This window comes from Castellaniella defragrans (genome assembly GCF_014203015.1).
GTDB classification, from domain to species: domain Bacteria; phylum Pseudomonadota; class Gammaproteobacteria; order Burkholderiales; family Burkholderiaceae_B; genus Castellaniella; species Castellaniella defragrans.
In genome coordinates this window covers 94,786-121,096 of sequence record NZ_JACHIB010000013.1, presented here as the reverse complement: position 1 = coordinate 121,096, position 26,311 = coordinate 94,786, and the positions used below count along the sequence as shown (strand labels likewise).

Genomic DNA, 26,311 nt, shown 5'->3' with positions numbered 1-26,311 from the left:
ACGCCGGGGCGTCGCGCGGAGGGCCGATGGGGCCTGAGGAAGCCCATCGCCCTAGACCGTCATGATCTCGGCTTCCTTCTGGGCGACGAGCTTGTCGATTTCGCTCACGTAGCGGTCGGTGAGCTTCTGCACCTCGTCCTGGCCGCGGCGGTCCTCGTCCTCGGAGATTTCCTTGTCCTTGACCAGCTTTTTCAGGGCCTCGTTGGCCTCGCGGCGCAGGTTGCGCACCGCGACCTTGGCGTCCTCGCCCTCGCTGCGCACGACCTTGGTCAGGTCGCGGCGGCGTTCCTCGGTGAGGGCGGGCATCGGCACGCGGATGTTGTCGCCCATGGCGATGGGATTGAGTCCCAGGTCGGATTCGCGGATGGCCTTTTCGACCGGACCCGCCATCGACTTTTCCCAGACCTGCACGCTGAGGGTGCGCGCGTCGATCACGGTCACGTTGGCGACCTGGCTCACCGGCACGGGCGAGCCGTAGTATTCGACCTGCACGTGGTCCAGGATCCCCGCGTGGGCGCGGCCCGTGCGGATCTTGGCCAGGTTGGCCTTCAGGGAGTCGATGGATTTGCCCATGCGCTCGTCGGCCGAGCGGCGAATGTCGGAGGAAAGGCTCATGAGGTTTCCTATACCTGGACCAGGGTGCCCTCGTCCTCGCCGCAGACGACGCGCCGGAGGGCTCCCGGCTTGTTGATCGAAAAGACCTTGATCGGCAGTTTCTGGTCGCGGCACAGCGCGAAGGCCGTGGCATCCATGACTTCGAGGCGGCGCACGATGGCCTCGTCGAAGCTGATGCGCGAATAGCGCGTGGCGTTCGGGTCCTTGTTGGGGTCGGCGCTGTAGATGCCGTCGACCTTGGTGGCTTTCAGGACCATCTCGGCGCCGATCTCGGCGCCGCGCAGCGCGGCGGCCGTGTCGGTGGTGAAGAAGGGATTGCCGGTGCCGGCCGCGAAGACGACGACCTTGCCTTCTTCGAGGTAGCGCAGGGCCTTGGGCCGGATGTAGCGTTCGACCACCTGGTCGATGTTCAGGGCCGACTGCACCCGGGTGTCCACGCCGTGGTTCTTCAGGGCGTCCTGCAGCGCCAGGCCGTTCATGACGGTGGCCAGCATGCCCATGTAGTCGGCCGTGGCCCGGTCCATGCCCTGGGCGCCCGGCGCCACGCCGCGGAAGATGTTGCCCCCGCCGATCACCACGGCCAGCTGCACGCCGAGGGACACGACGCCGTGGATCTCCTCGGTCATGCGGAGTATGGTCGCGCGGTTGATGCCGAAGGCATCGCCGCCCATCAGAGCCTCACCCGAAAGTTTCAGGAGAACGCGCTTGTAGGCAGGGGTGGACATGCAAAAGGTTCCTGGAAGGAGAAATATTCGAGGTATAAAGCAATACGGACGAGCGGCACGGCTGCCGGGAAACCGGGCTTCCGGCTGCGGATGTGAACAGGCATCGCGCGTCCGGCGCGATGCCATCGTACCTGAAATCGAAATCGGCCGGAATCAGGAGCCGCTGGCGGCGGCGGCGACCTCGGCGGCGAAGTCCTCGGACTTCTTCTCGATGCCCTCGCCCACCACGAACAGCGCGTAGCGGTTGATGCGGGCGCCCTTTTCCTTGAGCATCTGCTCGACGGTCTGCTTGTCGTTCTTGACGAAGGGCTGCGACAGCAGCGTGACTTCCTTCAGGAACTTCTGCACAGAACCTTCGACCATCTTGGCGACGATCTCGGCCGGCTTGCCGGATTCGGCGGCCTTCTGTTCGGCCACGGAGCGTTCGGCGGCGATCAGCGCGGGATCCACGCCGTCGGCGTTCAGGGCGCGGGGCTTGGTCGCTGCGATGTGCATGGCCAGGTCCTTGCCGACTTCATCGGCGCCGGCGTAGTCCACCAGCACGCCGATGCGCCCGCCGTGCACGTAGCTGTTCAGGGCGTCCACGGTGTCGAAGCGCTGGAAGCGGCGCACCGACATGTTCTCGCCGATCTTGCCCACCAGGGCGGCGCGCACGGATTCGACGGTGCCGTCGCCCATGGCGCAGGCGTTCAGGGCGGCCAGGTCGGCCGGGTTGCGTTCGGCGGCGATGCGGGCCAGGTCGTTGACGAAGGCGATGAAATCGTCGTTCTTGGCGACGAAGTCGGTTTCGCAGTTGACTTCGACCAGCGCGCCGCTCTTGCCGTCGGCGGCGATGTGCAGGCCGACCAGGCCTTCGGCGGTGATGCGGCCGGCGGCCTTGGAGGCCTTGCTGCCCAGCTTGACGCGCAGCAGTTCCTCGGCGCGGGCCAGATCGCCCTCGGCCTCGGTCAGGGCCTTCTTGCATTCCATCATGGGCGCGTCGGTCTTTTCGCGCAGTTCCTTGACCATGGCGGCGGTGATTTGAGCCATTGTGTTCTCTCCTGTTCAATCAGTGCGCGCGCCGAGGGGCGGCGCGCGACGAGCCCGCCGCCGGGAGGCGGCGGGCCGGGACGGCGGAAGGCAGGAATTTATTCCTGGTCCTGGTCCTGCTCGACCTCGATGAATTCCTCGCCTTCGGCCAGTTCCTCGACCAGGCCGTTGAGGCTCTGTTCGCGGCCGGCCAGCACGGCATCGGCCATGCCGCGGGCGTACAGGGCGATGGCCTTGGACGAGTCGTCGTTGCCCGGAATGACGTGATCGATGCCTTCGGGCGAGTGGTTGGTGTCGACCACGCCGACCACCGGGATGCCCAGGGTGCGGGCTTCGGCCACGGCGATCTTGTGGTAGCCCACGTCGATCACGAACAGCGCGTCGGGCAGCGTGTTCATGTCCTTGATGCCGCCGATGGACTTGTTGAGCTTGTCCATTTCGCGCGCGAACATCAGCGCTTCCTTCTTGGTCATGTGCTCGGTGGCGCCTTCGGCCTGCTGGGCTTCCATGTCCTTCAGGCGCTTGATCGAGGTCTTGACCGTCTTGAAGTTGGTCATCATGCCGCCCAGCCAGCGGCTGTCGACGTAGGGCATGCCGCAGCGCTGGGCCTCGGCGGCGATGATCTCGCGGGCCGAGCGCTTGGTGCCGACGAACAGCACGTTGCCGCCGCGCGCGGCGATCTGGCGCACGAACTGGCTGGCTTCCAGGTATTTCTCGACCGTGCGTTCGAGGTTGACGATGTGGATCTTGTTGCGCTGGCCGAAGATGTATTCGGCCATCTTCGGGTTCCAGTAACGGGTCTGGTGGCCAAAATGGACACCGGCTTCCAGCATTTCGCGCATGAGCGACATGAAAATTCTCCGTGAGGGTTTGGTCTTGTACCAGGCCAGTATCCGGGACTAACATGGAAAGAAGGCCGAATCTTCAAGCATCGACGTCGGGCAGGCTTCGGGCACTGCAATGCCTTCATGCCCTAGCAACGATGCCTGGCAATCACGCCCGGCAATCATCCGGCAATCTCTTCCATGCCATCCGCGCACACCCTTGGGGCGGCGAGGTACGCTATTTACAGCTAAGCCTATAATTCTACTATTCATCTCATCTTCACAGCAAGCACCCCATGAGCCAACTCGTCACCGACCCCCACGAACTCGACCAGATGCGCGCCGCCTGCCAGGCCGCCGCCAGCATCCTGGACTACCTCGAACCGCACGTGCGCCCCGGAGTCACGACGGGGGAGCTCGACCGCCTGTGCATGGACTACCTCACCAACACGCTCCAGGTGAAATCGGCCACCGTGGGCTACGCGCCGCCCGGCTATCCGCCCTTCCCCGCCTCCATCTGCACCTCGGTCAACCACGTCATCTGCCACGGCATTCCCGGCGACAAGGTCCTGAAGAACGGCGACATCCTCAACATGGACATCACCATCATCAAGGACGGCTGGTTCGGCGACACCAGCCGCATGTACTGCGTGGGCGAACCTTCCATCCTGGCCCGCCGGCTGATCGACACCACCTACGAATGCATGTGGCTGGGCATCGAGCAGGTGCGCCCGGGCGCCACCCTGGGCGACATCGGCCACGCCATCCAGAAGCGCGCCGAGGCCGCGGGCTTTTCCGTGGTGCGCGAATACTGCGGCCACGGCGTCGGCCGGCGCTTCCACCAGGATCCCCAGGTGCTGCACTACGGCAAGCCCGGCACGGGCCTGCGCCTGGAGCCCGGCATGATCTTCACCATCGAGCCCATGATCAACGCCGGCCGGCGCGAGATCCGCACGCTGGCCGACCAGTGGACGGTCGTCACGCGCGACCACAGCCTGTCGGCCCAATGGGAGCACAGCATCCTGGTCACCGACGACGGCTACGAAGTGCTGACGGTGTCGCCCGGCATGCCGGCGCCGCCCGCCTTCGTCAAAGCCGCCCCCACGGCCGCCTGACAGCCGAATGACCACGCGCCCGGGCGCGCCCCCCGGCGGACCGGCGCCCGTGAGCGCCGACACGCACCGCCCCGTTCTGGCCGAACTGCGCACCCGCATGCAGGCGCGCCGGGACGAGGCCGTGCGGGCCTGGCGCATCCACCTGCGGCCCGACACGCTGCTGTCGGCCCTGCGGCGCATCGCCGACGACACGCTGCGCGGCCTGCTGAAGATCCATCCCCTGCCGGCCGGCGCCTGCGCGGCGGCGGTCGGCGGCTACGGCCGCGGCGAGCTCTATCCGGGCTCGGACCTCGACATCCTGATCCTGCTCGAACGCGCCCCCGACGCGGCCGACCGCGAGCGCATCGAGGCCCTGGTCGCGGCCCTGTGGGACATCGGGCTGGAACCGGGCCTGAGCGTGCGCACCCTGGAGCAGTGCCGGCACGAGGCCGCCGCCGACATCACCGTCCAGACCTCCCTGCTGGAAGCCCGCTGGCTGGCGGGCGGCCGTTCGCTGTTCCGGCGCTTCCGCGAACGGATGCGGCAGGATCTGGACCCGCGCGATTTCTACCTGGCCAAGCGCACCGAAATGCAGCAGCGCCACGCGCGCCACCAGGACACGCCCTACGCGCTGGAGCCCAACTGCAAGGAAGCCCCCGGCGGCCTGCGCGACCTGCAGGTGCTGCTGTGGCTGGCGCGCGCGGCCGGGCTGGGCGACACCTGGCGCGCCGTCGCCCGCACCGACCTGCTGACCTCGGCCGAATTCCGTGCCCTGCGGCGGGCGGAGCTGGCCTTCAAGCGCCTGCGCATCGAGCTGCACCTGCTGGCCGGACGCCGCGAGGATCGCGTGCTGTTCGACCTGCAGCCGCGCCTGGCCCGCGTCTACGGCTTCGCCGACCAGCCGCACCGGCGCGCCGGCGAACTGCTGATGCAGCGCTACTACTGGGCCGCCCGCGTGGTCTGCCAGGTCAACCGGCTGCTGATGCTGGCGCTGGAGGAACGCCTGTTTCCCCGCCCGCAGGACGAGACGGTCGCGCTCGACGAGGACTTCTGCGTGCGCCGCGAGCGGCTGGCCCTGATCCGCGAGGACGCCTTCGAGCGCACGCCCAGCCTGCTGCTGAAGGTGTTCCTGGTCACGCAGCGGCACCCGGAGCTGCAGGGCATGGCGGCCGGCACCCTGCGCGCCATGTGGCACGCCCGCCACCGCATCGACCGGGCGTTCCGCGACGACCCGGCCAACCGCCGCCTGTTCCTGGAGATCCTGCGCCAGCCGCGCGGCATCGTCCACGCCCTGCGCGACATGACGATGTGGAACATCCTGCCGCGCTACCTGCCCGTGTTCCGGCGCATCGTCGGCCAGATGCAGCACGACCTGTTCCACGCCTACACCGTGGACCAGCACATCCTGATGGTGATCCGCAACCTGCGGCGCTTCACCATGCCCGAGCATGCCCAGGAATATCCCCTGGCCAGCCAGCTGATCGCCGATCTCGACGACCACTGGCTGCTGTACGTGGCGGCGCTGTTCCACGACATCGCCAAGGGGCGCGGCGGCGACCATTCCCAGCTGGGCGCCGCCGAAGTGCGGCGCTTCGCCCGCCGCCACGGGCTGCCGCGCGAGTCCGTCGAGCTGCTGGATTTCCTGGTGCGCGAGCACCTGACCCTGTCCCAGGTGGCGCAGAAGCGCGACCTGAGCGATCCCCGGGTGATCCACGAATTCGCCGCCAAGGTCGGATCGGGGCGCCGGCTGGCCGCCCTGTACCTGCTGACGGTGGCCGACATCCGCGGCACCAGCCCGAAGGTCTGGAACACCTGGAAGGGCAAGCTGCTGGAAGACCTGTACCATCGGACGCTGGCCGCGCTGGGGGGCGAGCGGCCCGACACCCGGACCATCCTGGCCCTGCGCAAGGACGCCGCCGCCGCCGAGGTCCGCCGGATGGGGCTGCGCGACGACAGCCGCGAGGCCTTCTGGTCGCAGCTGGACGTGGCCTATTTCCTGCGCCACGACGCCAACGAGATCGCCTGGCACACGCGCCACCTGTACCATTGCTTCCAGGGGCCGGATCCGGTCGTGCGCGCCCGCGTCCTGGGCCAGAGCGAGGCCCTGCAGATCCTCGCCTACGCGCCCGACCGGCCGGACCTGTTCATGGACATCTGCACCTATTTCGACCGCCACGGCCTGAGCATCCAGGACGCCCGCATCCACACCACGCGCCAGGGCTGGGCGCTGGACAGCTTCATCGTGCTGCTGCCCGAGCACGACCGCGACTACCGCTCCTACGCCGCCCTGATCGAGCACGAGCTGCGCGCCGCGCTGGGCGGCGGGCCGGCCACGCGCCGGGACGCCCCCGCGCCGCGCGCGGGATCGCGCCGCTCGCGCGCCTTTCCGATCATGCCCAGCGTCACCCTGCAGCCCGACGAACTGGGCGACAACTGGCGGCTGTCGGTCACGGCGGCCGACCGCGTCGGCCTGCTGCACGACCTGGCCCGGGTGTTCGCCCGCCACGACGTCAATCTGCGGATGGCCAAGATCATGACCCTGGGCGACCGGGTGGAGGACATCTTCGTGCTCGACGGCCCCGGCCTGGAGCACCCCCGCGGCCAGCGGCAGTTCGAGCGCCAGGTGCTGGAAGCGCTGGGCGCGGCGGCGGACGCCACGGCCCCCGCGGACTCCGCAGATTCCACGAACCCGACGACCCACCCGACCCTGAGCCCGCCTTCGCCATGACCCTGACCCGTTCCGACCGTCTCCTGCGCCTCGTCGCCCTGCTGTGCCTGGCCGCCGTGGGCTTCGCCCTGATCTCGCAATACGCCTTCGGCATGAAGCCCTGCGCCTGGTGCGTGCTGCAGCGGCTGATCCTGCTGGCCATCGCCGCCGTCTGCGGACTGGCGGGCATGGGCTGGGGCCCGGCGATCGTGCGCCGCATCGGCGCGGCCGCGGCGGCCCTCCTGGCGGTGTGCGGCATCGCCGCCGCCTGGTACCAGTACAGCGTGGCCGGGCAGATGTTCTCCTGCGCCCAGACCTTCGCCGACCGCTTCATCACCGCCTCGGGGCTGGACGCCTCCCTGCCCTGGCTGTTCGGCATCTACGCGACGTGCATGGACGCCCGCGTGAGCCTGCTGGGGGTGGAATACGCGCTGTGGGGACTGCTGCTGTTCGCCGTCTGCGTCGCGCTGGCGCTGGCCGCGCTGATGCGCAGCGCCCGGAACTGAACCCCGGGCGGTACTGCGGCTCTCCACCTCGCGGCTTGCAAGCCGCTCGGATTCGTTCCGCACGGGACGGTCCGCAGGGACTGTCCCGTGTCAGACCTCATCCTCAGCCGCCGCCATGGCGCCGGAGCGCTGCGGCAGGCCACGGGTGCGGCTCAGGCGCTCCAGATAGGCCTCGTCGATGTCGCCGGTGACGTAGCGGCCGTTGAAGCAGGACGCCTCGAAGGACCGCATGGCCGGATTCAGGTCGCGCAGGGATTGTTCCAGGTCGTCCAGATCCTGGTAGACCAGGCCGTCGGCGCCGATCTCGCGGGCGATCTGGGCCTCGTCGCGCCCGGTGGCGATCAGCTCGGCCTGGGTCGGCATGTCGATGCCGTAGACGTTCGGGTAGCGGACCGCCGGCGCCGCCGAGGCGAAGAAGACCTTGTTCGCGCCCGCCGCCCGGGCCATGTCGACGATTTCGCGGCTGGTGGTGCCGCGCACGATGGAGTCGTCCACCAGCAGGACGTTCTTGCCGCGGAATTCCATGTCGATGGCGCTGAGCTTCTGGCGCACGGATTTCTTGCGCACGGCCTGGCCGGGCATGATGAAGGTGCGGCCGACGTAGCGGTTCTTGATGAAGCCCTCGCGGTAGTTCAGGCCCAGGCGCGCGGCCAGCTGCATGGCCGAGGGCCGCGAGGAATCCGGGATCGGCATGACCACGTCCACGTCGCCCAGGCGCAGCGACTTGGCGACCTTGTCCGCCAGGTATTCGCCCATGTGCAGGCGCGCGTCGTAGATCGAGATCCCGTCCATCACGGAATCGGGCCGGGCGAAATAGACGTATTCAAAGACGCAGGGCGTCTGCTCCAGGCCGGGATCGGCGCAGAGTTCGGCGCAGAGCGCGCCGTCCTCGGTGATCACGACCGCCTCGCCGGGCGCGATGTCGCGCACCAGGGAGAAGCCGCTGCCGGTCAGGGCGACGGATTCGGAGGCCAGCATCCATTCGGGACCGGATTCCGTGTCGTGGCGGCCCAGGCACAGCGGGCGGATGCCATGCGGATCGCGGAAGGCCACCAGGCCGAAGCTGCTGATGCTGGCGATGACGGCGTAGGCGCCCTTGGCGCGCCGGTGCACGGCGCGCACGGCCTGGAACACCGCGTGCGCGTCCAGGGTGACGCCATTGGACGCCTGCTGCAGTTCGTGGGCGAAGACGTTGAGCAGGACCTCGGAGTCGGAGTTGGTGTTGATGTGGCGCCGGTCGTGCTTGAACAGGGACTCGCGCAGTTCGCGCCAGTTGGTCAGGTTGCCGTTGTGCACGAAGGTGATGCCGAAGGGCGCGTTCACGTAGAAGGGCTGGGCCTCGTCCACGCTGGCGCTGGAGCCGGCCGTCGGGTAGCGCACCTGCCCCACCCCGCTGTTGCCGGGCAGCGCCCGCATGTTGCGCGTGCGGAACACGTCGCGCACCAGGCCGTGGGCCTTGTGCATGCTGAAGAACTGATCGTGCGCGGTGGCGATGCCGGCCGCGTCCTGGCCCCGGTGCTGCAGCAGCAGCAGGCTGTCGTAGATCAGTTGATTGACGGGGCTGCGCCCCATGACACCCACGATTCCGCACATGATGAGAATGAATTCCTGAGTAGGGATCCCGGCCGGGAATGGATCCTGGCTGGCTGGCTAATAGGGAAGCTAATAGGGAAGCAGTTCGGCCACCTCGGCGGGCAGCAGCGATTTGACGTGTTGGAAGCCCCGGACGGCCGCGGCCGAGGTGCGCGCGTCCCGCCACCAGGGTTCCTGGGGGAGCTGAGTGTAGCCCGCCAGGCCCACCAGGGCGAGGACCAGCACGACGCCGCGCACCGCGCCGAACACCGCGCCCAGGCCGTGGTCGGCCGGCGTCAGGCCGGTGCGGTCCACCAGCGCGCCCAGCGCCATGTTGAGCAGGCCGACCAGCAGGAGCGCCAGGATGAAGACCGCCCCGTAGGCGGCCAGCGTGCGCAGCAGGCCGTTGTCGATCAGGCCCAGCAGCCAGTCCGATGCCGCCGGCCCCCACCAGATGGCGGCCACGAAGGCGGCGAGGTAGGCGACCAGGGACAGGACTTCGCGCAGGAAGCCGCGCAGCAGGCCGATCAGGGCCGAGACGGCCACGACGGCCAGGACGAAGTAGTCGAAGCTGGTCACTTGCCGGAGATCAGGCCGTTCTGGTAGCCCAGCGCCCGCAGCCGGGCCTGGGCCGCCTGGGCGGCCTCGTGGGAGCCGAAGGGCCCCACCCGCAGCCGGTAGACGGTGCGGCCGTTGGACTGGCCGCGTTCGACGTAGGCGTCGCTGACGCCGGCCTGGCGCAGGCTGTCGCGCCGCGCCTGGGCGTCCTGCTCGGTGGTGTAGGCGGCGACCTGGAGGTAGTAGCGTCCCCCCGCGGCGGGCTTGGCCTCGGACCGGGCCGCGGAAGGCGTCTTGCCGGCCAGCAGGGCCAGGGCGACCGAGCCGTCGTCGGTGCGGCCGGCCGGCGCGCGTTCCGCGGCGGGCTTGTCGGCGGGCCGGGCGGGCTCGGCGGGTTTTTCGCGCGGCGGCGCGGGCTGGGCCGGGGCCGGGGCCGGCGGCGCCGCGGGAGCGGGTCCGGGCGCGGCGGAGGCCGCCGGCGGCTGCGCCTGGCCGGAGGCCTGGAGCGCGTCGGCGGGCTCTCCGACGCCGGGCGCGGAGGCCGCGCCGGCCGGATGGTCGGCCGGGGCGGCATCGGTCTGGGCGGGGTCGGCCTGGACGGCGCCCGAGGCCGCGTCGGTCTGGGCGGGGGCGGGCTCGGCGGCCGGCGGCAGGCCGGCGACGGGCGCCGGCACCACGATCGGGGCATGCGTGTCGTCGGGCACGGGCTCGTCGAACAGCCAGGGCACGACGATGACGGCCGCCAGCACCAGCGCCAGCGCGCCGATCAGGCGGCGGCGGGCTTTCACGCGCAGTTCACGGAGCTGGGCCTCGGTGCCGGCGGATCGTGCCGGAGCGCGTTGTCCCGTTTCGGTTCCCTTGCGAAAAAGCATCGTGCAGCCAACCCATCAAAAGTGGCGGACCGGCCTCCGGCCCGATCAGGCTAGGACATCCCGGCCTTCGCGGCGCAGGAGGTCGAGCACGGGGCCGACCGTGGCAAACGATCCGAACACGAGGATTCTATCATTGTCGGTCGCCAGCCTCCTGGCCTCGGCAAAGGCTTGTTCCGGACTGTCAAATGTGGATACCTGCACGTCCCGGGCGGCCACGGCGGGCCGGGGCGCGGCCCGCACGCCCGGCTTGTGCTCGCCCGAGGGCCGGACGATTTCGCTGGTCTGGGCGATGAAGGGATCGACCGGCGCCTGTTCGCCGCCGATGCGGCGCACGATGGCGGCCAGTTCCTGCGCGGAGGTGCCGCGCGGCCCGCCCAGCGTGGCGCACAGCCAGCGGTCCACGCGCCGCGACAGGCGCGACAGCGTGGCCTCGATATCCTTGTCGCGCAGCATGCCGACCACCGCGTAGGTATGCGGATAATGGCCCATGCTGTCCAGGTTCTGGCCCAGCGCCGAGGCCGCGTGGGGATTGTGCCCCACGTCCAGGATGGTGGCGGGCAGGCCGGGCAGGATCTGCATGCGGCCCGGCAGGCTGACGTGCAGCAGGCCCTGGCGCACGTCCTGCTGCGTGACCACCAGGCGGTCGCGCAGGGCCTCCAGGGCCGCCAGGGCCGCCGAGGCGTTCAGCAGCTGGTTGGCGCCGCGCAGGGCGGGATAGCCCAGCGCGTTGCGGCGCTGCGAGCGGCCGCCGTAGGCCCATTGCTGGCGGTCGCCGGAATAGTTGAAATCGACCCCGACGCGCCAGAGGTCGGCGCCGATCGCCTGGGCGTGGTCGATCACGGTCTGGGGCGGCACCGGATCGGCGCAGATGGCGGGCCGGCCGGGACGGAAGACGTGGGCCTTTTCCCGGCCGATCGCCTCGCGGGTGTCGCCCAGGTATTGCATGTGGTCCAGATCCACGCTGGTCAGGATGGCGCAGTCGGCGTCGATCAGGTTGACCGCGTCCAGCCGGCCGCCCAGGCCGACCTCCAGCACCGCGACGTCCAGCCGGGCGTCCTGGAACAGCAGCAGGGCCGCCAGCGTGGTCATCTCGAAGTACGTCAGGGTGACGCCCTCGCGCGCCGCCTCGATGCGTTCGAGCCGCGCCACGATGTCCGCGTCGGAGGCCTCCTCGCCGTTCACGCGGATGCGCTCGTTGAAGCGCAGCAGGTGGGGCGAGGTGTATTTGCCGACCTTGTAGCCGGCGGTGAGCAGGATGGATTCCAGCATCGCGCAGGTGGAACCCTTGCCGTTGGTGCCGGCCACGGTGATCTTGACGCAGTCCAGGGACAGGTTCAGGCGGACGGCCACGGCGCGGATGCGTTCCAGGCCCAGGTCGATGGGTTTCGGGTGCAGGGTTTCGAGATAGGCCAGCCAGTCGGCGAGCGCGGCGCCCTGGGCGGGAGCGGAAATGGACATGGAATGAGGATGGGGGTGAAAGAAAAACGGCAGGTGCCGATATTAGCACCTGCCGTTCGGGGACAGGCCGGGCATCCCTGCTGTCCGCAAGGAGGTCCCTCGCCGCCTGCAGGCGGCGAGGTGGGCGGACTCCGGCCGCCGGGCCGCCCCAAGGCCGGAGGGCCCCCTTGGGGGGCAGCAAGCGGCCGAAGGCTGCGCAGCGTGGGGGCCCTTACTTCTTCCGCGCGGGCGGCACGTCCGTGCAATGGCCGTCGGCGACTTCGGCGGCCATGCCGATCGACTCGCCCAGCGTCGGGTGCGGGTGGATGGTCTTGCCGATGTCCACGGAATCCGCGCCCATCTCGATGGCCAGGGCGACTTCGCCGATCAGGTCGCCCGCATGCGTGCCCACGATCCCGCCGCCCAGGATGCGGCCGGTTTCCGCGTCGAACAGCAGCTTGGTGAAGCCCTCGTCGCGGCCGTTGGCGATGGCGCGGCCCGAGGCCTGCCAGGGGAACAGGCCCTTCTTGACGGCGATGCCGTCCTGCTTGGCGGCGTCCTCGGTCAGGCCGACCCAGGCCACCTCGGGATCCGTATAGGCCACCGAGGGGATCACGCGCGCGTCGAAGTAGGCCTTGTGGCCGGCGATGACTTCGGCGGCCACGTGGGCCTCGTGGACGGCCTTGTGCGCCAGCATGGGCTGGCCCACGACGTCGCCGATGGCGTAGATGTGCGGCACGTTGGTGCGCATCTGCTTGTCCACGGCGATGAAACCCCGCTCGGACACCGCCACGCCGGCGTTCTCCGCGCCGATCTTCCGGCCGTTGGGCGAACGGCCGACGGCCTGCAGCACCAGGTCGTAGCGCTGGGGCTCCTTGGGCGCGGCCGCGCCCTCGAAGGTGACCCAGATGCCGTCGTCCTTCGCCTCGGCGGCCACCGTCCTGGTGTTGAGCATGACGTGGTCGAAGCGCCTGGCGTTCATCTTGTCCCAGACCTTGACCAGGTCGCGGTCGGCGCCCGTCATCAGGGTGGGCAGCATTTCCACCACGTCCAGGCGCGCGCCCAGCGCGGAGTAGACCGTGCCCATTTCCAGGCCGATGATGCCGCCGCCGACGATCAGCATGCGCTTGGGCACCGATTTCAGGGCCAGCGCGCCGGTGGAGTCGACGATGCGCGGATCGTCCGGCAGGAACGGCAGCTTCACCGACTGGCTGCCGGCGGCGATGATGGCCGAGGCGAACTTGACCGTGGTCTGCCCGCCATCGGCCTTGGCCACCGTCAGGTGGTGCGGATCGGCGAAGGTGCCCACGCCCTGGATGACCGTGACCTTGCGGGCCTTGGCCATGCCGGCCAGGCCGCCGGTGAGCTTGCCCACCACGGAATCCTTGTAGCCGCGCAGCTTGTCCAGGTCGATCGCCGGCTCGCCGAAGGCGATGCCGTGGGCGGCCAGGGACCTGGCTTCTTCCAGCACGCCGACGGTGTGCAGCAGGGCCTTGGACGGAATGCAGCCGACGTTCAGGCAGACGCCGCCCAGGGTGGCGTAGCGCTCCACCAGGACGACTTTCAGGCCCAGGTCGGCGGCGCGGAAGGCGGCCGAATAGCCGCCGGGGCCCGCGCCCAGCACCAGGACGTCGTATTCGCCCTCGGCCGTGCCCGAGAACTGCGCGGGCGCGGGAGCCGCAGCCGCCGGCGCGGCGGCCGGGGCGGAGGATGCGGGCGCGGCGGCCTGTGCGGGCGCCGGAGCCTGCGCCGGCGTCGAGGCCTGCGCCGGCGCGGCCGGGGCGGCGCCGCCGCCGGCGGCCTCGATGCGGACGATGGGCGTGCCCTGGGAAACCTTGTCGCCCAGCTTGACGAGGATTTCCTTCACCACCCCGCCCTGCTCGGCCGGGATCTCCATGGAGGCCTTGTCGGATTCCACGGTGATCAGGCTCTGTTCGGGCTGGACGGTGTCGCCCACCTTGACCAGGATCTCGATGATTTCGACCGCGTCGAAATCGCCGATGTCGGGGACGTTCAGATCGATGAGGCTCATGCCGTCCCCCTTACAGGATGATGCGGCGGAAGTCCGCCAGCAGGCCAGCCAGATAGGCGTTGAAGCGCGCGGCGGCGGCCCCGTCGATCACCCGGTGGTCGTAGGACAGCGACAGCGGCAGCATCAGGCGCGGCTGGAAGGCCTTGCCGTCCCAGACCGGCTGCATGGCCGAGCGCGAGACGCCGAGGATGGCGACTTCGGGCGCGTTGATGATGGGCGTGAAGTCCGTGCCGCCGATCCCGCCCAGCGACGAGATCGAGAAGCAGCCGCCCTGCATCTGCGAGGGCGAGAGCTTGCCGTCCCGGGCCAGCGCGGCGAGCTCGGAGGTTTCCGTCGCCAGTTCCAGCACGCCCTTCTTGTCGGCGTCCCGGATCACCGGGACCACCAGGCCGTTGGGCGTGTCGGCCGCGAAGCCGATGTGGAAGTAGCGCTTGAGCACCAGGTTGTCGCCGTCCAGCGAGGCGTTGAATTCCGGGTATTTCTTCAGGGCCGCGACCACGGCCTTGATCAGGAAGGCCAGCATGGTGACCTTGACGCCGGACTTCTTGTTTTCCGCGTTCAGCTGCTGGCGCAGGGCTTCCAGCTCGGTGATGTCGGCCACGTCGTTGTTGGTGACGTGCGGGATCATGACCCAGTTGCGGTGCAGGTTGGCGCCGGAGATCTTCTTGATGCGCGACAGCGGCTTGGTCTGGATTTCGCCGAACTTGGCGAAATCGACCTTGGGCCAGCCCAGCACGCTGAAGCCGCCGCCCGCCGGCAGGGTCGAGCCCACGGGGCTGGCGCCGCCGGTGGCCAGGGCCTGCTTGACGTAGGCGCGCACGTCCTCGGCGGTGATGCGGTTCTTGGGGCCGCTGCCGGTGACCTGGGCGAGGTTCACGCCCAGCTCGCGGGCGAACTTGCGCACCGAGGGCGAGGCGTGCGGCAGGTTGCGCAGGGGCACGTCGGCCTCGGCGAAGGCCGCCGTGGGCGAGGTGCGCTCCGGCGCGCTGGACGCCATGGAGGACGCGGCCGGCGCCGGTGCGGGCGCGGTGGACGGAGCCGCCGCCGCGGGCCCGGAGGGCTCGGCGAGCTCGGGTGCCGGCGCGGCGGCAGGCGCCGCCGCCCGGGGCGCGCCGCCGGCCGTTTCCACCACCAGGATTTCGGTGCCCTGGGAGACCTTGTCGCCCACCTTGACCTTCAGTTCCTTGACCACCCCGCCCACCGAGGCGGGGATTTCCATGGAGGCCTTGTCGGATTCCACGGTGATCAGGCTCTGCTCGGGCTGGATGGTGTCGCCCGCCTTGACCAGGATCTCGATGACCTCGACCGCGTCGAAGTCGCCGATGTCGGGCACGACCACGGACTGCGTGCCGCCCGGGGCGGCCGGAGCGGCCGGCGCGGCGAGAGCCGCGGCGGCGGGGGCGGACACCGCCGCGGGCGCCGCAGCGGGCGCGGCGGCCGGCGCCGGGGCGGCGGAGCCGGAAGCGGGGGCGGCGGCATCGGCGGCCTCGACCTCCAGGATGACCGAGCCTTCGCTGACCTTGTCGCCCAGCTTGACCTTCACCGACTTGACCACCCCGCCCTGCGAGGCGGGGATTTCCATGGAGGCCTTGTCGGACTCGACCGTGATCAGGCTCTGTTCGGCCTCGATCTTGTCGCCCTCCGCCACCAGGACTTCGATCACTTCGACCGTGTCGAAGTCGCCGATGTCGGGGACCTTGATTTCCACGATATTGCTCATGTTGTTCGTCCTCCTCAGGCGTGGTGCGGATTGGCCTTCGCGGGATCGATGCCGTACTTGGCGATCGCCTCGGCGCATTTCTTGATGTCGATGGCGCCTTCGTCGGCCAGGCTGCGCAGGGCGGCCAGGACCACGAAATGGCGGTCGATCTCGAAGTGCTTGCGCAGTTCGGAGCGGAAGTCCGAGCGGCCGAAGCCGTCGGTCCCCAGCACCTTGAGGGGGCGCCCGTGCGGCACGAACGGGCGGATCATGTCGCCGTAGGCCTTGATGTAGTCGGTGGAGACGATGATCGGACCCTGCGTGCCCTTGAGCTGGCGGGTGACGTAGGCCTCCTGGGCCGGCTCGGTGGGGTGCAGCAGGTTGTGGCGCTCGACGTCCAGGCCGTCGCGGCGCAGTTCCGTGAAGCTGGTCACGCTCCAGACGTCCGAGGTCACGCCCCAGTCCTTTTCCAGCAGTTCCTGGGCCGCCAGGACTTCGCGCAGGATGGTGCCCGAGCCCATCAGCTGGACGTGGTGCTTGGCGGGCTTGGCGCTGGACTGGAGCTTGTACATGCCCTTGAGGATGCCTTCCTCGTCGCCGGCCTTCAGGCCGGGCTGGGCGTAGTTCTCGTTCATGACCGTGATGTAGAAGAACACGTCCTCCTGGTCATGCATCATGCGCTGCAGGCCGCTGCGGATGATGACGGCGACTTCGTGCGCGAAGGCCGGATCGTAGGCCACGCAGTTGGGGATCAGGGAGGCCTGGATGTGGCTGTGGCCGTCCTCGTGCTGCAGGCCCTCGCCGTTCAGCGTGGTGCGCCCGGCCGTGCCGCCCAGCACGAAGCCGCGCGCCAGCATGTCGCCCGCCGCCCAGGCGTGGTCGCCGAAGCGCTGGAAGCCGAACATCGAGTAATAGATGAAGAACGGGATCATGATGCAGTTGCTCACGGAATACGACGTCGCCGCCGCGATCCACGAGCTGAAGCCGCCGGCCTCGTTGATGCCTTCCTGCAGCAGCTGGCCGTTTTCCGCTTCGCGGTAGTACATCACCTGGCCCTTGTCCACCGGCACGTACTTCTGCCCTTCCGGGGCGTAGATGCCGATCTGGCGGAACAGGCCTTCCATGCCGAAGGTGCGCGACTCGTCCACCAGGATGGGCACCACGCGCGGGGCGAGGTCCTTGTCGCGCAGGATCTGGTTGAGCACCCGCACGAAGGCCTGGGTGGTGGAGATCTCGCGGCCCTCGGCGGTGGGCTCCAGCACGGCCTTGAAGGCGTCCAGGGGCGGCACCGGCAGGGACTGGTCGGCCTTGCGGCGGCGGTGCGGCAGGTAGCCGCCCAGCGCCTTGCGGTGCTCGTGCAGGTATTTCATTTCCGGCGAGTCCGCCGCCGGCTTGAAGAAGGGGATTTCCTCGAGCTTGTCGTCGGGGATGGGGATGTTGAAGCGGTCGCGGAATTCGCGCACCGAATCGATGTCCAGCTTCTTCTGCTGGTGGGTGGGGTTCTTGGCCTGGCCGATGTGGCCCATGCCGTAGCCCTTGATGGTCTTGGCCAGGATGACCGAAGGCTGGCCCTTGTGGCCGGCGGCGGCGGCGAAGGCCGCGTAGACCTTGTGCGGATCGTGGCCGCCGCGGTTCAGGCGCCAGACGTCCTCGTCGCTCATGCGGCTGACCATCTCCAGCAGCTTGGGATGCTTGCCGAAGAATTTTTCGCGCACGAACTTGCCGTCGTTGGCCTTGTAGGCCTGGTATTCGCCGTCCACGGTTTCTTCCATGATGCGGCGCAGGATGCCTTCCTTGTCGCGCGCGAACAGCGGATCCCAGTAGCCGCCCCAGATCAGCTTGAGCACGTTCCAGCCGTTGCCGCGGAAGGCGCCTTCGAGTTCCTGGATGATCTTGCCGTTGCCGCGCACCGGCCCGTCCAGGCGCTGCAGGTTGCAGTTGACGACGAAGATCAGGTTGTCGAGCTTTTCACGCGAGGCCAGGCCGATGGCGGCCAGGGTTTCGGGTTCGTCGATTTCGCCGTCGCCCACGAAGACCCAGACCTTGCGCTCGGCCGTGTTGGCCAGGCCGCGGGCGTGCAGGTATTTCAGGAAGCGGGCCTGGTAGATGGCCATCATCGGCCCCAGGCCCATGGACACCGTCGAGAACTGCCAGAAATCGGGCATGAGCTTGGGGTGCGGGTAGGACGACAGCCCCTTGCCCTTGCCGCCGACTTCCTGGCGGAAGTAGTTCATGTTTTCCTCGGTCAGGCGGCCTTCGAGGTAGGCGCGCGCGTACATGCCCGGGGAAGAATGGCCCTGGAAGTAGATCAGGTCGCCGCCGTGATCGGGCGACTCGGCGTGCCAGAAGTGGTTCTGGCCGCATTCGATCATGGTCGCCAGCGAGGCGAAGGAGGCGATGTGGCCGCCCAGGCTGCCGCCGTCGGGCGGCTCGACCTTGTTGGCCTTGACCACCATGGCCATGGCGTTCCAGCGGATGTAGGAACGGATGCGTTCCTCGAGCACCATGTTGCCCGGATGCGGCGGCTCCAGCCCCGGGGGAATGGTGTTCACGTAGGCCGTGTTCAGCGAATAGGGAATGTGCGCGCCGCTGCGGCGGGCCAGATCGATGAGCCGCTCGATCAGGTAGTGGGCGCGTTCCGCGCCTTCCCGATCGAGCACCGCTTCCAGCGCATCGATCCATTCCTGGGTTTCCTGCTGATCGACATCCGCCGCTGCCGCGTGGACTTGGTCAAGAGAGGACATGGTGTGTGTCTCCTGTGGTGTGGTTCGATGACGCGACCACACATCGCGCCAGCCTGACTAAATTGATCGAGAGAGTGAGGAGATGCGCCAGCGGCCCTGCAACGGATGTCCCGGACGCGGACGCGCCCCGGGAGCCGGCACTTGCAGCCATTCTAGGAAAGACCCCGCGCCAGCACAAGCAAAATTTCATTAGATGATATGTATTTTTATTATGTGAAAAGTTGAATGGAGGTTTTCACGTCTAAAATGACGCAACCGCGATACCCTCACGTCCATGGCTTCCTCGAATCGCAAGTCCCTGATTCCGACGACGTTCTACGAGCATGCTCGCCACAGTCGCCGTCTGTACTGGCTGACGCCGGCGATCGTGCTCGTGCTCTATTTGTGCGTCATGGGCGCCTTCATCTGGCTGCAGCGCCTGCAGAGCGACAGCGTGATGTTCGTCACCATCGACCAGGAAACCCGTCAGCAGCGCCTGATGATGGTGGTGTTCGCCCTGTCGCTGGTGATCGTCTTCAGCCTGCTGGCGCTGTGGCGCTACACGCGCTTCCGCACCCAGGCCGAGGCCGCCCTGATCGCCGAGACCGGCTTTCGCCGCGCCATGGAAAATTCCATGTCCACGGGCATGCGCGTGTTCGACATGCAGGGCCGCATCGCCTACGTGAACCCGGCCTTCTGCCGCATGATCGGCTGGAACGAGGCCGACCTGATCGGCCGCACCGCGCCCTTCCCCTACTGGCTGCCGGGGCGCCACGACCATCACCGCGAAACCCTGGCCCAGCTGCTGTCGGGGCGCACCCCCAGCAGCGGCCTGGAGATCGAGGCGCAGCGGCGCGACGGCTCGCGCTTCACCGCGCGCATGTACGTCTCGCCCCTGCGCGACCCCAAGGGCGAGCAGATCGGCTGGATGACCTCCATGACCGACATCACCGAGCCCAAGCGCATCCGCGAGGCCCTGACCGCCGCGCACGAGCGCTTCATGACCGTGCTCGAAGGGCTGGACGACGCGATCTCGGTGGTGGCCGACACGCCCGAGGGCCTGGAGCTGCTGTTCGCCAACCGCACCTACCGGCGCCTGTTCGGCGCCCAGACCGGCGGCCACGCGGAACTGCTGGGCGGACGCCTGGGCCGCTTCACCGACGAGACCATGGAGCTGTTCTCGCCCACGGCCCAGCGCTGGTTCGAGGTCCACCACCGGATGCTGGCCTGGACCGACTCCCGCCGCGTGCGCCTGCAGGTGGCGCGCGACATCACCGAACGCCGCAAGCACGAGGAGGAATCCCGCGTGCAGCAGGAAAAGGCCCAGCTCACCAGCCGCCTGACCACGATGGGGGAAATGGCCTCGTCCCTGGCGCACGAGCTCAACCAGCCGCTGACGGCCATCAGCAACTACAATATGGCGGCCGTGGCGATGATCAAGTCGGGCAAGGCCTCGACCGAATCCCTGCTGCAGGCGCTCGAAAAGGCCTCCCAGCAGGCCGAGCGCGCCGGCAAGATCATCAGCCGCATCCGCGAATTCGTGAAACGCAGCGAGCCGCGCCGCCAGGCCGTGGGCCTCGCGCGAATCGTGGAAAACGCCGTCGGCTTCGCCGACATCGACGCCCGCAAGCGCCGCATCGAGATCGTCCAGAACCTGCCCGAGCCCATGCCGGAAGTGATGGCCGATCCCATCCTGATCGAGCAGGTGCTGCTGAACCTGCTCAAGAACGGCGTCGAGGCCATGGAACACAGCGAGTGCCGCAGCCTGCACGTGCGGATCACCGACCAGCATCCCCAGGTCGAGATCGCCGTGATCGATCGCGGCCACGGCCTGCGCAATCCCGACCGGCTGTTCGAGCCCTTCTACAGCACCAAGTCCGAAGGCCTGGGCATGGGCCTGAACATCTGCCGCACCATCATCGAGTCGCACCACGGGCGCCTGTGGGCGAGCCCCAATCCGGAGGGCGGAACGATCTTCCGCTTCACCCTGCCCAAGGCCCCGCCGCGCTCCCAGTCCACGGAAATCACGGAGGAACAGCACGCATGAGCGATACCCAAATCCCCAGCACCATCTACATCGTCGACGACGACGAGGCGGTCCGCGATTCCCTGCGCTGGCTGCTCGAGGCCAACGGCTACGCCGTGCGCAGCTTCGCCGGCGCCGAGGAATTCCTCGCCGCCTACGATCCCGAGCAGGTCGGCGTCCTGATCGCCGACATCCGCATGCCCGGCATGAGCGGCCTCGAACTGCAGGAAACCCTCATCGCCCGCAAGGCGCCGCTGCCCATCGTCTTCATCACCGGCCACGGCGACGTGCCGATGGCGGTCTCCACGATGAAGAAGGGCGCCGTCGATTTCCTGGAGAAGCCCTTCAACGAGGCCGACCTGCGCGCCCTGGTGGCGGGCATGCTGGAGCAGGCCCGCGAGCGCGTGCGCGAGGCCCACGCCCAGCGCGACCAGCAGGCCGTGCTCAGCCGGCTGACGGCGCGCGAGCAGCAGGTGCTGGAGCGCATCGTGGCCGGGCGGCTGAACAAGCAGATCGCCGGCGACCTGAACATCAGCATCAAGACCGTCGAAGCCCACCGCGCCAACATCATGGAAAAGCTCGAGGTCACCACCGTGGCCGACCTGATGAAGATCGCCCTGGCCCGCGCCGAGGAGACCTGACATGAGCGCCCGACTGATCGACGGCAAGGCCCTGTCCGCCCGGGTGCGCGGCGAGGTGGCCGAACGCGTGCGCGCGCTCAAGGCCCAGGGCGTCACGCCCGGCCTGGCGGTGGTGCTGGTCGGCGAGGACCCGGCCTCCCAGGTCTACGTGCGCAACAAGGCCGCGGCCTGCACCGCGGCCGGCATGCATTCGCGCGTCATCCCGCTGGGCGCCGACACGCCCGAAGGCGAACTGCTGGACGTGATCGAGACGCTCAACGCCGATCCGGCCATCCACGGCATCCTGGTGCAGCTGCCCCTGCCCGGCCACATCGACACCGGGCTGGTGATCGAGACCATCAGCGCGGCCAAGGACGTGGACGGCTTCCACGTCAGCAACGCCGGCCTGCTGATGACCGGCCGGCCGCTGTTCCGCCCCTGCACGCCCTACGGCGTGATGAAGATGCTGGAATCCGAGAACGTCCCGCTGCGCGGCGCCGAGGCCGTGATCGTGGGCGCCAGCAACATCGTCGGCAAGCCCATGGCCATGCTGCTGCTGGCGGCCGGCGCCACCGTGACGCTGTGCAATTCCAAGACCCGCGACCTGGGCGCCCAGACGCGCCGGGCCGACGTGCTGGTGGTGGCCACGGGCCGGCCGGGCATCGTCACCGGCGACATGGTCAAGCCCGGCGCGGTCGTGATCGACGTGGGCATCAACCGGCTGGAGTCCGGCCGGCTGGTGGGCGACGTGGACTTCGACTCGGCCGCCGCGGTCGCCTCCGCGATCACGCCCGTGCCCGGCGGCGTAGGCCCCATGACCATCGCCATGCTGCTGGTCAACACCGTCGAGGCGGCCGAGCGCACGCTGCAGACCTGAGGCCGCGGGCGTGGCGCCGCGGGCGTAGCGCCGCGGAGATGAGGCTGCGGACGTGACGCGGCAGACTCGAAAGCGTGACGCGGCAGACTTGAAAAACGGGGGCGCCGCCCCCATCTGGGCTCGCATGAACAGTACCCGCACCGCCGGCAATCCCCTCCTCGTCCCGGCCGAGGCATTCGTGGACTACGGCGCCGTCCGGCCCGAACACATCGAGCCCGCCGTGCGCGAGCTGATCGAGGCCTCGCGCGCCGCGATCGAGGCCGCCGCCGCGCGCACCGACCCGCCCGGCTGGGACAACCTGGTCGAGGCCATCGAGGACCCGTCCGAACGCCTGCACCGCGCCTGGTCCATCGCCGGGCACCTGAACGGCGTGGTCAACACGCCGGAACTGCGCGCCGCCTACAACGCCTGCCTGCCGCTGATGAGCGAATTCTCCACCTGGGTGGGACTGCATCGCGGCCTGTACGAACGCTACCGCGCGCTCGCGGCGAGCCCGGCCTTCGCCGGACTGTCGCCGACCCGCCGCCGCATCGTCGAGCTGGCGTTGCGCGACTTCCGCCTGAGCGGGGTCGAACTGGAAGGCGCCGCGCGCGAGACCTACGCCCGCAACGCCGAACTGCAGGCCCAGGTCGCGCAGAAATTCTCCGAGAACGTGCTCGACGCGACCGACGGCTGGTCCCTGCTGATCACCGACGAGGCCCGCCTGGAGGGCCTGCCCGCGGACGTGGTCGCCGCGGCCGCCCAGACCGCCCGGTCGGCGGGCGAGCAGGGCTGGAAACTGACGCTGCACATGCCCTGCTACCTGCCGGTCATGCTGCACGCCCGGGACCGTGCCCTGCGCCAGACCCTGTACCGGGCGCACGCCACGCGGGCCTCGGACCAAGGCGATCCGGCCTTCGACAATTCCGAATCCATCGAGACGCTGCTGGCCCTGCGGGCCGAGGAAGCCGCCCTGCTGGGCCACCCCGACTTCGCCAGCCTGCGCCTGGAAACCCGCATGGCCGACAGCGCCGGCCAGGTGCTGGACTTCCTGCGCGAGCTGGCCGCCCGCGCCCGCCCCAGCGCCCAGCGCGACCTGGACGAACTGCGCGCCTTCGCCGCGCGCGAGCTCGGGCTCGATCCCCTGGAACCCTGGGACATCGCCTACGCGTCCGAACGCCTGCGCGAAAGCCGCTACGCCTATTCCGACGAGGAACTGCGCCCCTACTTCACCGAATCCCGCGTGCTGGACGGCCTGTTCCAGGTGATCCGCACCCTGTTCGGCGTGCGCCTGGAAGTCACCGACGCGCCCGCCTGGCACGCCGATGCGCGCATCTACCGGGTGCTGGACGCCGAGGGCCGGGAACTCGGCCGCCTGGGCATGGACCTGTACGCCCGCCCCAGCAAGCAGGGCGGCGCCTGGGTGGACAGCGAGCGCAGCCGCCGCGTGCATGCCGGGCGCCTGCACACGCCGCTCGCCTGGCTGACCTGCAATTTCCCCTCGCCGCAGGACGGCCGCGAGGCCCTGCTGTCCCATGACGACGTGATCACCCTGTTCCACGAAAGCGGCCACGCCATGCACACGCTGCTCTCGCGCGTGGACGATCCCGGCGCCGCCGCCTTCGCCGCCGTGGAATGGGACGCCATCGAGCTGCCCTCGCAGTTCATGGAGAACTTCTGCTGGGAATGGGACGTGCTGCAGTCCCTGACGCGCCACGTGGACACCGGCGAGCCCCTGCCCCGCGCCCTGTACGACCGCATGATCGCCGCGCGCAACTTCCAGAGCGGCCTGCAGACCCTGCGCCAGGTCGAATTCGCCCTGTTCGACATGCTGATCCACACCCGTTCCAGCGGCCTGTCGATCAGCGAAGTCCTGGACACGCTGGACCAGGTGCGCCAGGAAGTCGCGCTGCTGATCCCGCCCGCCTGGCACCGCTTCCCGCACGCCTTCTCGCACCTGTTCGCGGGCGGCTACGGCGCCGGCTACTACAGCTACAAATGGGCCGAGGTCCTGTCGGCCGACGCCTACGCCGCCTTCGAGGAAGCCGCCCGGCCCGGCCCGGACGGCACGCGCGACGTGTTCGACCCGGACACCAGCCGCCGCTACCTGGACGAGATCATCGCCGTCGGCGGCTCGCGCCCGGCCGCGGAATCCTTCCGCGCCTTCCGCGGCCGCGATCCCAGCATCGAGGCCCTGCTGCGGCATAGCGGGTTGCTGGAAGCGTGAGATGAAGCTCCCGTCCACCTCGCGGCTTGCAGGCCGCTCGGATTCGTCAGGCGTGGGTCAGTCCGCAGGGACTGACCCATGTCCTGGCTCATCCAGCGGCAAAAAGGGCGCTTTCGTGCAACACCTATTGTCGGGACTCATATTGTGGCTGGCCGGCACGAGCCTGGCGCTGGCGGCGGTCCATCCGGTGCGCGGCTTCCTGCCGGACCTGAAGTTCTCGCTGCAGGGCGCGGGCGGCGCGACCGTCACCCAGCAGGCCTTCGCCGGCAAGGTGGTGCTGATGTTCTTCGGCTACGCCAGCTGCCCGGACATCTGCCCGACGACCATGGCGCAACTGGCCCAGGTGACCGAGTCCCTGGGCCCGAAGGCCGACCAGGTGCGCATCCTGTTCGTCAGCGTCGATCCGCACCGCGACACGCCCGACATCCTGCAGGCCTACGTGGACCAGTTCGACCCCCACGCCATCGGCCTGACGGGCGATGAAAAAGCCATCGCCGCGCTCGCCCGGCGCTACCGGGTCGCCTACCAGATCGAGCGCCCCGATCCGCAGCACCCGGATGCCCCCTACGAGGTCGCCCACAGCCGCGGCATCTACGCCTTCGACCAGCACGGCAAGGCCACCTGGCTGGCCTCGGACGGCGAATCCCAGGAAGAATTGCTGGCTGCGCTGAAGCCGATGCTGCGCTGAAACCGGGCGGCGAACATGCCGCCCTGCGGCGCGCGCCCCGCGCACGGCCCGCATGCCGCCCGGATCCGCCCGGCGCGAAACGGTCCGCGGGAACCTCCGTCCGGGCCCGCTCTACCGCGCGGCGTCGCGCAGCGCCGTGCGGATGCCTTCCTCGATCGTTGGATGGTAGAACGGCAGCTTGAGCATGTCCGGCACGGTCAATTCCATCTGCAAGGCCCAGGCCAGCAGGTGGGCGACGTGCTCCGCGTCCGGCCCGATCATTTCCGCGCCCAGGAAGCGCCGGTCGGATTTGCGCATGTAGACGCGCAGCAGGCCGCGGTTGCGCAGCATGACCCGCGAGCGGCCCTGGCGCGTCCAATCGACCTCGCCGATGGCGACCGCCTCCGGATCGCCCAGCGCCGCGTAGCCGCCGCCCACCTGCATGATCTGCGGATCGCTGAACACCACCGCCATGGCCGCGCGGCGCGGCAGCGCATGCACGTCGGGCCAGGCGGCCGCGTTGCGCCCGGCCAGCCGGCCGTCGTCGGAGGCCTCGTGCTGGATGGCGTGGTGGCCGGTCACGTCGCCCGCCAGGAACACCGGCTGGCCGTGGACCTGCAGCGTGGCCGGATCGAAGCGCGGCCGGCCGCGCTCGTCCAGCGGCATCGTGGTGCGCTCCAGGTGCAGCGCGTCCAGGGCCGGGCTGCGGCCCGCCGTCAGCAGCACGCGATCGAAGCGTTCCACGGTTTCGGGGCCGCCGTCCACCGACCAGCCCACCACGGCCTGATCGCCCTCGCGGCGCACCGTGGCGACCCGGGCGCACTGCACCAGGGCCAGCTCGGGACCCAGCAGCTCCAGCGCGGCGGCCCGCACCCGGGGATCCGCCAGATGGACGAAGCTGTCGGAGCGGTTCAGCACCCGCACCCGAACGCCCAGGCGCGCCAGCGCCAGGCCCAGTTCCACTCCGATCACGCCCGAGCCGATCACCAGCACGCTGCGCGGCAGGTCGCGCCAGTCGAACACGTCGTCGTTGACGATCGCCAGCTCGCCCAGCGGCCGGTATTGCTCCGGCACGTTCGGCCGCGTGCCGGTGGCGAGGATGATGCGTTCCGCATGCACCTCGCGGCCGTCGGCGGCCCGCAGCACGCCGTCGCGCAGGAATTCCACGGGGGCGTCCAGGCGGTGCTCCGGCGGCATGGCTTCCACGTCGTCCACCACGAAGCTCACGAAGCGGTCGCGCTCGCGCCGCACCCGCTCCATCACGGCCGGGCCGTCCACCCGGGGCGGACCGCCCAGGCGGATGCCGAAGCCGTCGGCGTGGCGCGCATCGGCCGCCGCCTGGGCCGCCGCGATCAGCAGCTTGGACGGCATGCAGCCCACCCGGGCGCACATGGTGCCGTGCGGCCCGCCTTCGATCAGCAGGGGTTTCAGGCCCGCCTTGACGACCTCGCGGTAGGCCGGCAGGCCGGCCGAACCGGCGCCGACGATGGCGACGTCGCAGTCGATGATCCGATCGCTCATG

At 69.4% G+C, this 26,311-nt stretch carries 19 protein-coding genes and 1 pseudogene; 8 read left to right on the top strand and 12 right to left on the bottom strand.

Annotated elements, in window-relative coordinates; all coding sequences use genetic code 11:
• Positions 1-51 precede the first annotated feature (51 nt).
• The 4 genes from frr to rpsB form a co-directional block, all read right to left on the bottom strand.
• The gene (gene frr, locus HNR28_RS11880; protein WP_151025332.1) at positions 52-615 is read right to left on the bottom strand and encodes a ribosome recycling factor; all 564 of its coding nucleotides are present in this window, start codon (positions 613-615) and stop codon (positions 52-54) included.
• Positions 616-623: 8 nt separating this feature from the next.
• Positions 624-1,340, bottom strand: a complete 717-nt coding sequence (pyrH, locus tag HNR28_RS11875; protein WP_043682483.1) for a UMP kinase — start codon at positions 1,338-1,340, stop codon at positions 624-626.
• Positions 1,341-1,493: 153 nt separating this feature from the next.
• Complete coding sequence (tsf, locus tag HNR28_RS11870) at positions 1,494-2,369, bottom strand: translation elongation factor Ts (protein WP_043682481.1); 876 nt, start codon at positions 2,367-2,369, stop codon at positions 1,494-1,496.
• A gap of 98 nt (positions 2,370-2,467) precedes the next feature.
• Positions 2,468-3,220, bottom strand: coding sequence for a 30S ribosomal protein S2 (gene rpsB / locus HNR28_RS11865; protein WP_043682479.1), 753 nt, complete (start codon positions 3,218-3,220; stop codon positions 2,468-2,470).
• Between the two features lie 269 nt (positions 3,221-3,489).
• Between rpsB and map the strand changes: the two genes are divergently transcribed.
• From map to HNR28_RS11850, 3 genes and pseudogenes are all read left to right on the top strand, one after another.
• Complete coding sequence (gene map, locus HNR28_RS11860) at positions 3,490-4,308, top strand: type I methionyl aminopeptidase (RefSeq protein ID WP_151025333.1); 819 nt, start codon at positions 3,490-3,492, stop codon at positions 4,306-4,308.
• Between the two features lie 7 nt (positions 4,309-4,315).
• Positions 4,316-6,955: pseudogene (locus HNR28_RS11855) on the top strand ([protein-PII] uridylyltransferase); the annotation flags it as partial.
• Between the two features lie 62 nt (positions 6,956-7,017).
• On the top strand, positions 7,018-7,500 hold the full coding sequence (locus HNR28_RS11850) for a disulfide bond formation protein B (protein ID WP_151025605.1): 483 nt from the start codon (positions 7,018-7,020) through the stop codon (positions 7,498-7,500).
• A 90-nt stretch (positions 7,501-7,590) separates the two neighbouring features.
• Here the strand turns inward: HNR28_RS11850 and purF are convergent, their stop codons facing one another.
• The 7 genes from purF to aceE form a co-directional block, all read right to left on the bottom strand.
• Entirely contained in the window at positions 7,591-9,093 is a 1,503-nt protein-coding gene (gene purF / locus HNR28_RS11845; protein ID WP_151025603.1) for an amidophosphoribosyltransferase, read from the bottom strand.
• Between the two features lie 69 nt (positions 9,094-9,162).
• A complete protein-coding gene (locus HNR28_RS11840; protein WP_043682474.1) occupies positions 9,163-9,651 on the bottom strand; it encodes a CvpA family protein in 489 nt (162 codons plus the stop codon).
• A complete protein-coding gene (locus HNR28_RS11835; protein ID WP_322789938.1) occupies positions 9,648-10,418 on the bottom strand; it encodes an SPOR domain-containing protein in 771 nt (256 codons plus the stop codon). Before HNR28_RS11835 ends, HNR28_RS11840 begins: the two co-directional genes overlap by 4 nt.
• 129 nt (positions 10,419-10,547) lie before the next feature.
• Positions 10,548-11,960, bottom strand: a complete 1,413-nt coding sequence (folC, locus tag HNR28_RS11830; RefSeq protein WP_151025595.1) for a bifunctional tetrahydrofolate synthase/dihydrofolate synthase — start codon at positions 11,958-11,960, stop codon at positions 10,548-10,550.
• 211 nt (positions 11,961-12,171) lie between these two features.
• Positions 12,172-13,971, bottom strand: a complete 1,800-nt coding sequence (lpdA, locus tag HNR28_RS11825) for a dihydrolipoyl dehydrogenase (RefSeq protein WP_184142898.1) — start codon at positions 13,969-13,971, stop codon at positions 12,172-12,174.
• A gap of 10 nt (positions 13,972-13,981) precedes the next feature.
• Complete coding sequence (gene aceF, locus HNR28_RS11820) at positions 13,982-15,691, bottom strand: dihydrolipoyllysine-residue acetyltransferase (RefSeq protein WP_184142895.1); 1,710 nt, start codon at positions 15,689-15,691, stop codon at positions 13,982-13,984.
• Positions 15,692-15,705: 14 nt separating this feature from the next.
• Positions 15,706-18,414, bottom strand: coding sequence for a pyruvate dehydrogenase (acetyl-transferring), homodimeric type (aceE, locus tag HNR28_RS11815; protein ID WP_151024813.1), 2,709 nt, complete (start codon positions 18,412-18,414; stop codon positions 15,706-15,708).
• A 274-nt stretch (positions 18,415-18,688) separates the two neighbouring features.
• Between aceE and HNR28_RS11810 the strand changes: the two genes are divergently transcribed.
• The 5 genes from HNR28_RS11810 to HNR28_RS11790 all read left to right on the top strand — a co-directional run bounded on the left by HNR28_RS11810 (position 18,689) and on the right by HNR28_RS11790 (position 24,810).
• Positions 18,689-20,440 carry a PAS domain-containing sensor histidine kinase gene (locus tag HNR28_RS11810; protein ID WP_151024812.1) on the top strand — a complete coding sequence of 584 codons (1,752 nt, stop codon included), beginning with the start codon at positions 18,689-18,691 and terminating at the stop codon, positions 20,438-20,440.
• Positions 20,437-21,060 carry a response regulator transcription factor gene (locus HNR28_RS11805; protein ID WP_043682461.1) on the top strand — a complete coding sequence of 208 codons (624 nt, stop codon included), beginning with the start codon at positions 20,437-20,439 and terminating at the stop codon, positions 21,058-21,060. Before HNR28_RS11810 ends, HNR28_RS11805 begins: the two co-directional genes overlap by 4 nt.
• A gap of 1 nt (position 21,061) precedes the next feature.
• Positions 21,062-21,916 carry a bifunctional methylenetetrahydrofolate dehydrogenase/methenyltetrahydrofolate cyclohydrolase FolD gene (gene folD / locus HNR28_RS11800; protein WP_043682459.1) on the top strand — a complete coding sequence of 285 codons (855 nt, stop codon included), beginning with the start codon at positions 21,062-21,064 and terminating at the stop codon, positions 21,914-21,916.
• Positions 21,917-22,040: 124 nt separating this feature from the next.
• A complete protein-coding gene (locus HNR28_RS11795) occupies positions 22,041-24,122 on the top strand; it encodes a M3 family metallopeptidase (protein WP_151024811.1) in 2,082 nt (693 codons plus the stop codon).
• Between the two features lie 115 nt (positions 24,123-24,237).
• Entirely contained in the window at positions 24,238-24,810 is a 573-nt protein-coding gene (locus HNR28_RS11790; RefSeq protein ID WP_409360351.1) for an SCO family protein, read from the top strand.
• A gap of 111 nt (positions 24,811-24,921) precedes the next feature.
• Here the strand turns inward: HNR28_RS11790 and HNR28_RS11785 are convergent, their stop codons facing one another.
• The gene (locus tag HNR28_RS11785; RefSeq protein ID WP_151024809.1) at positions 24,922-26,310 is read right to left on the bottom strand and encodes a dihydrolipoyl dehydrogenase; all 1,389 of its coding nucleotides are present in this window, start codon (positions 26,308-26,310) and stop codon (positions 24,922-24,924) included.
• Between the last annotated feature and the right edge of the window lies 1 nt (position 26,311).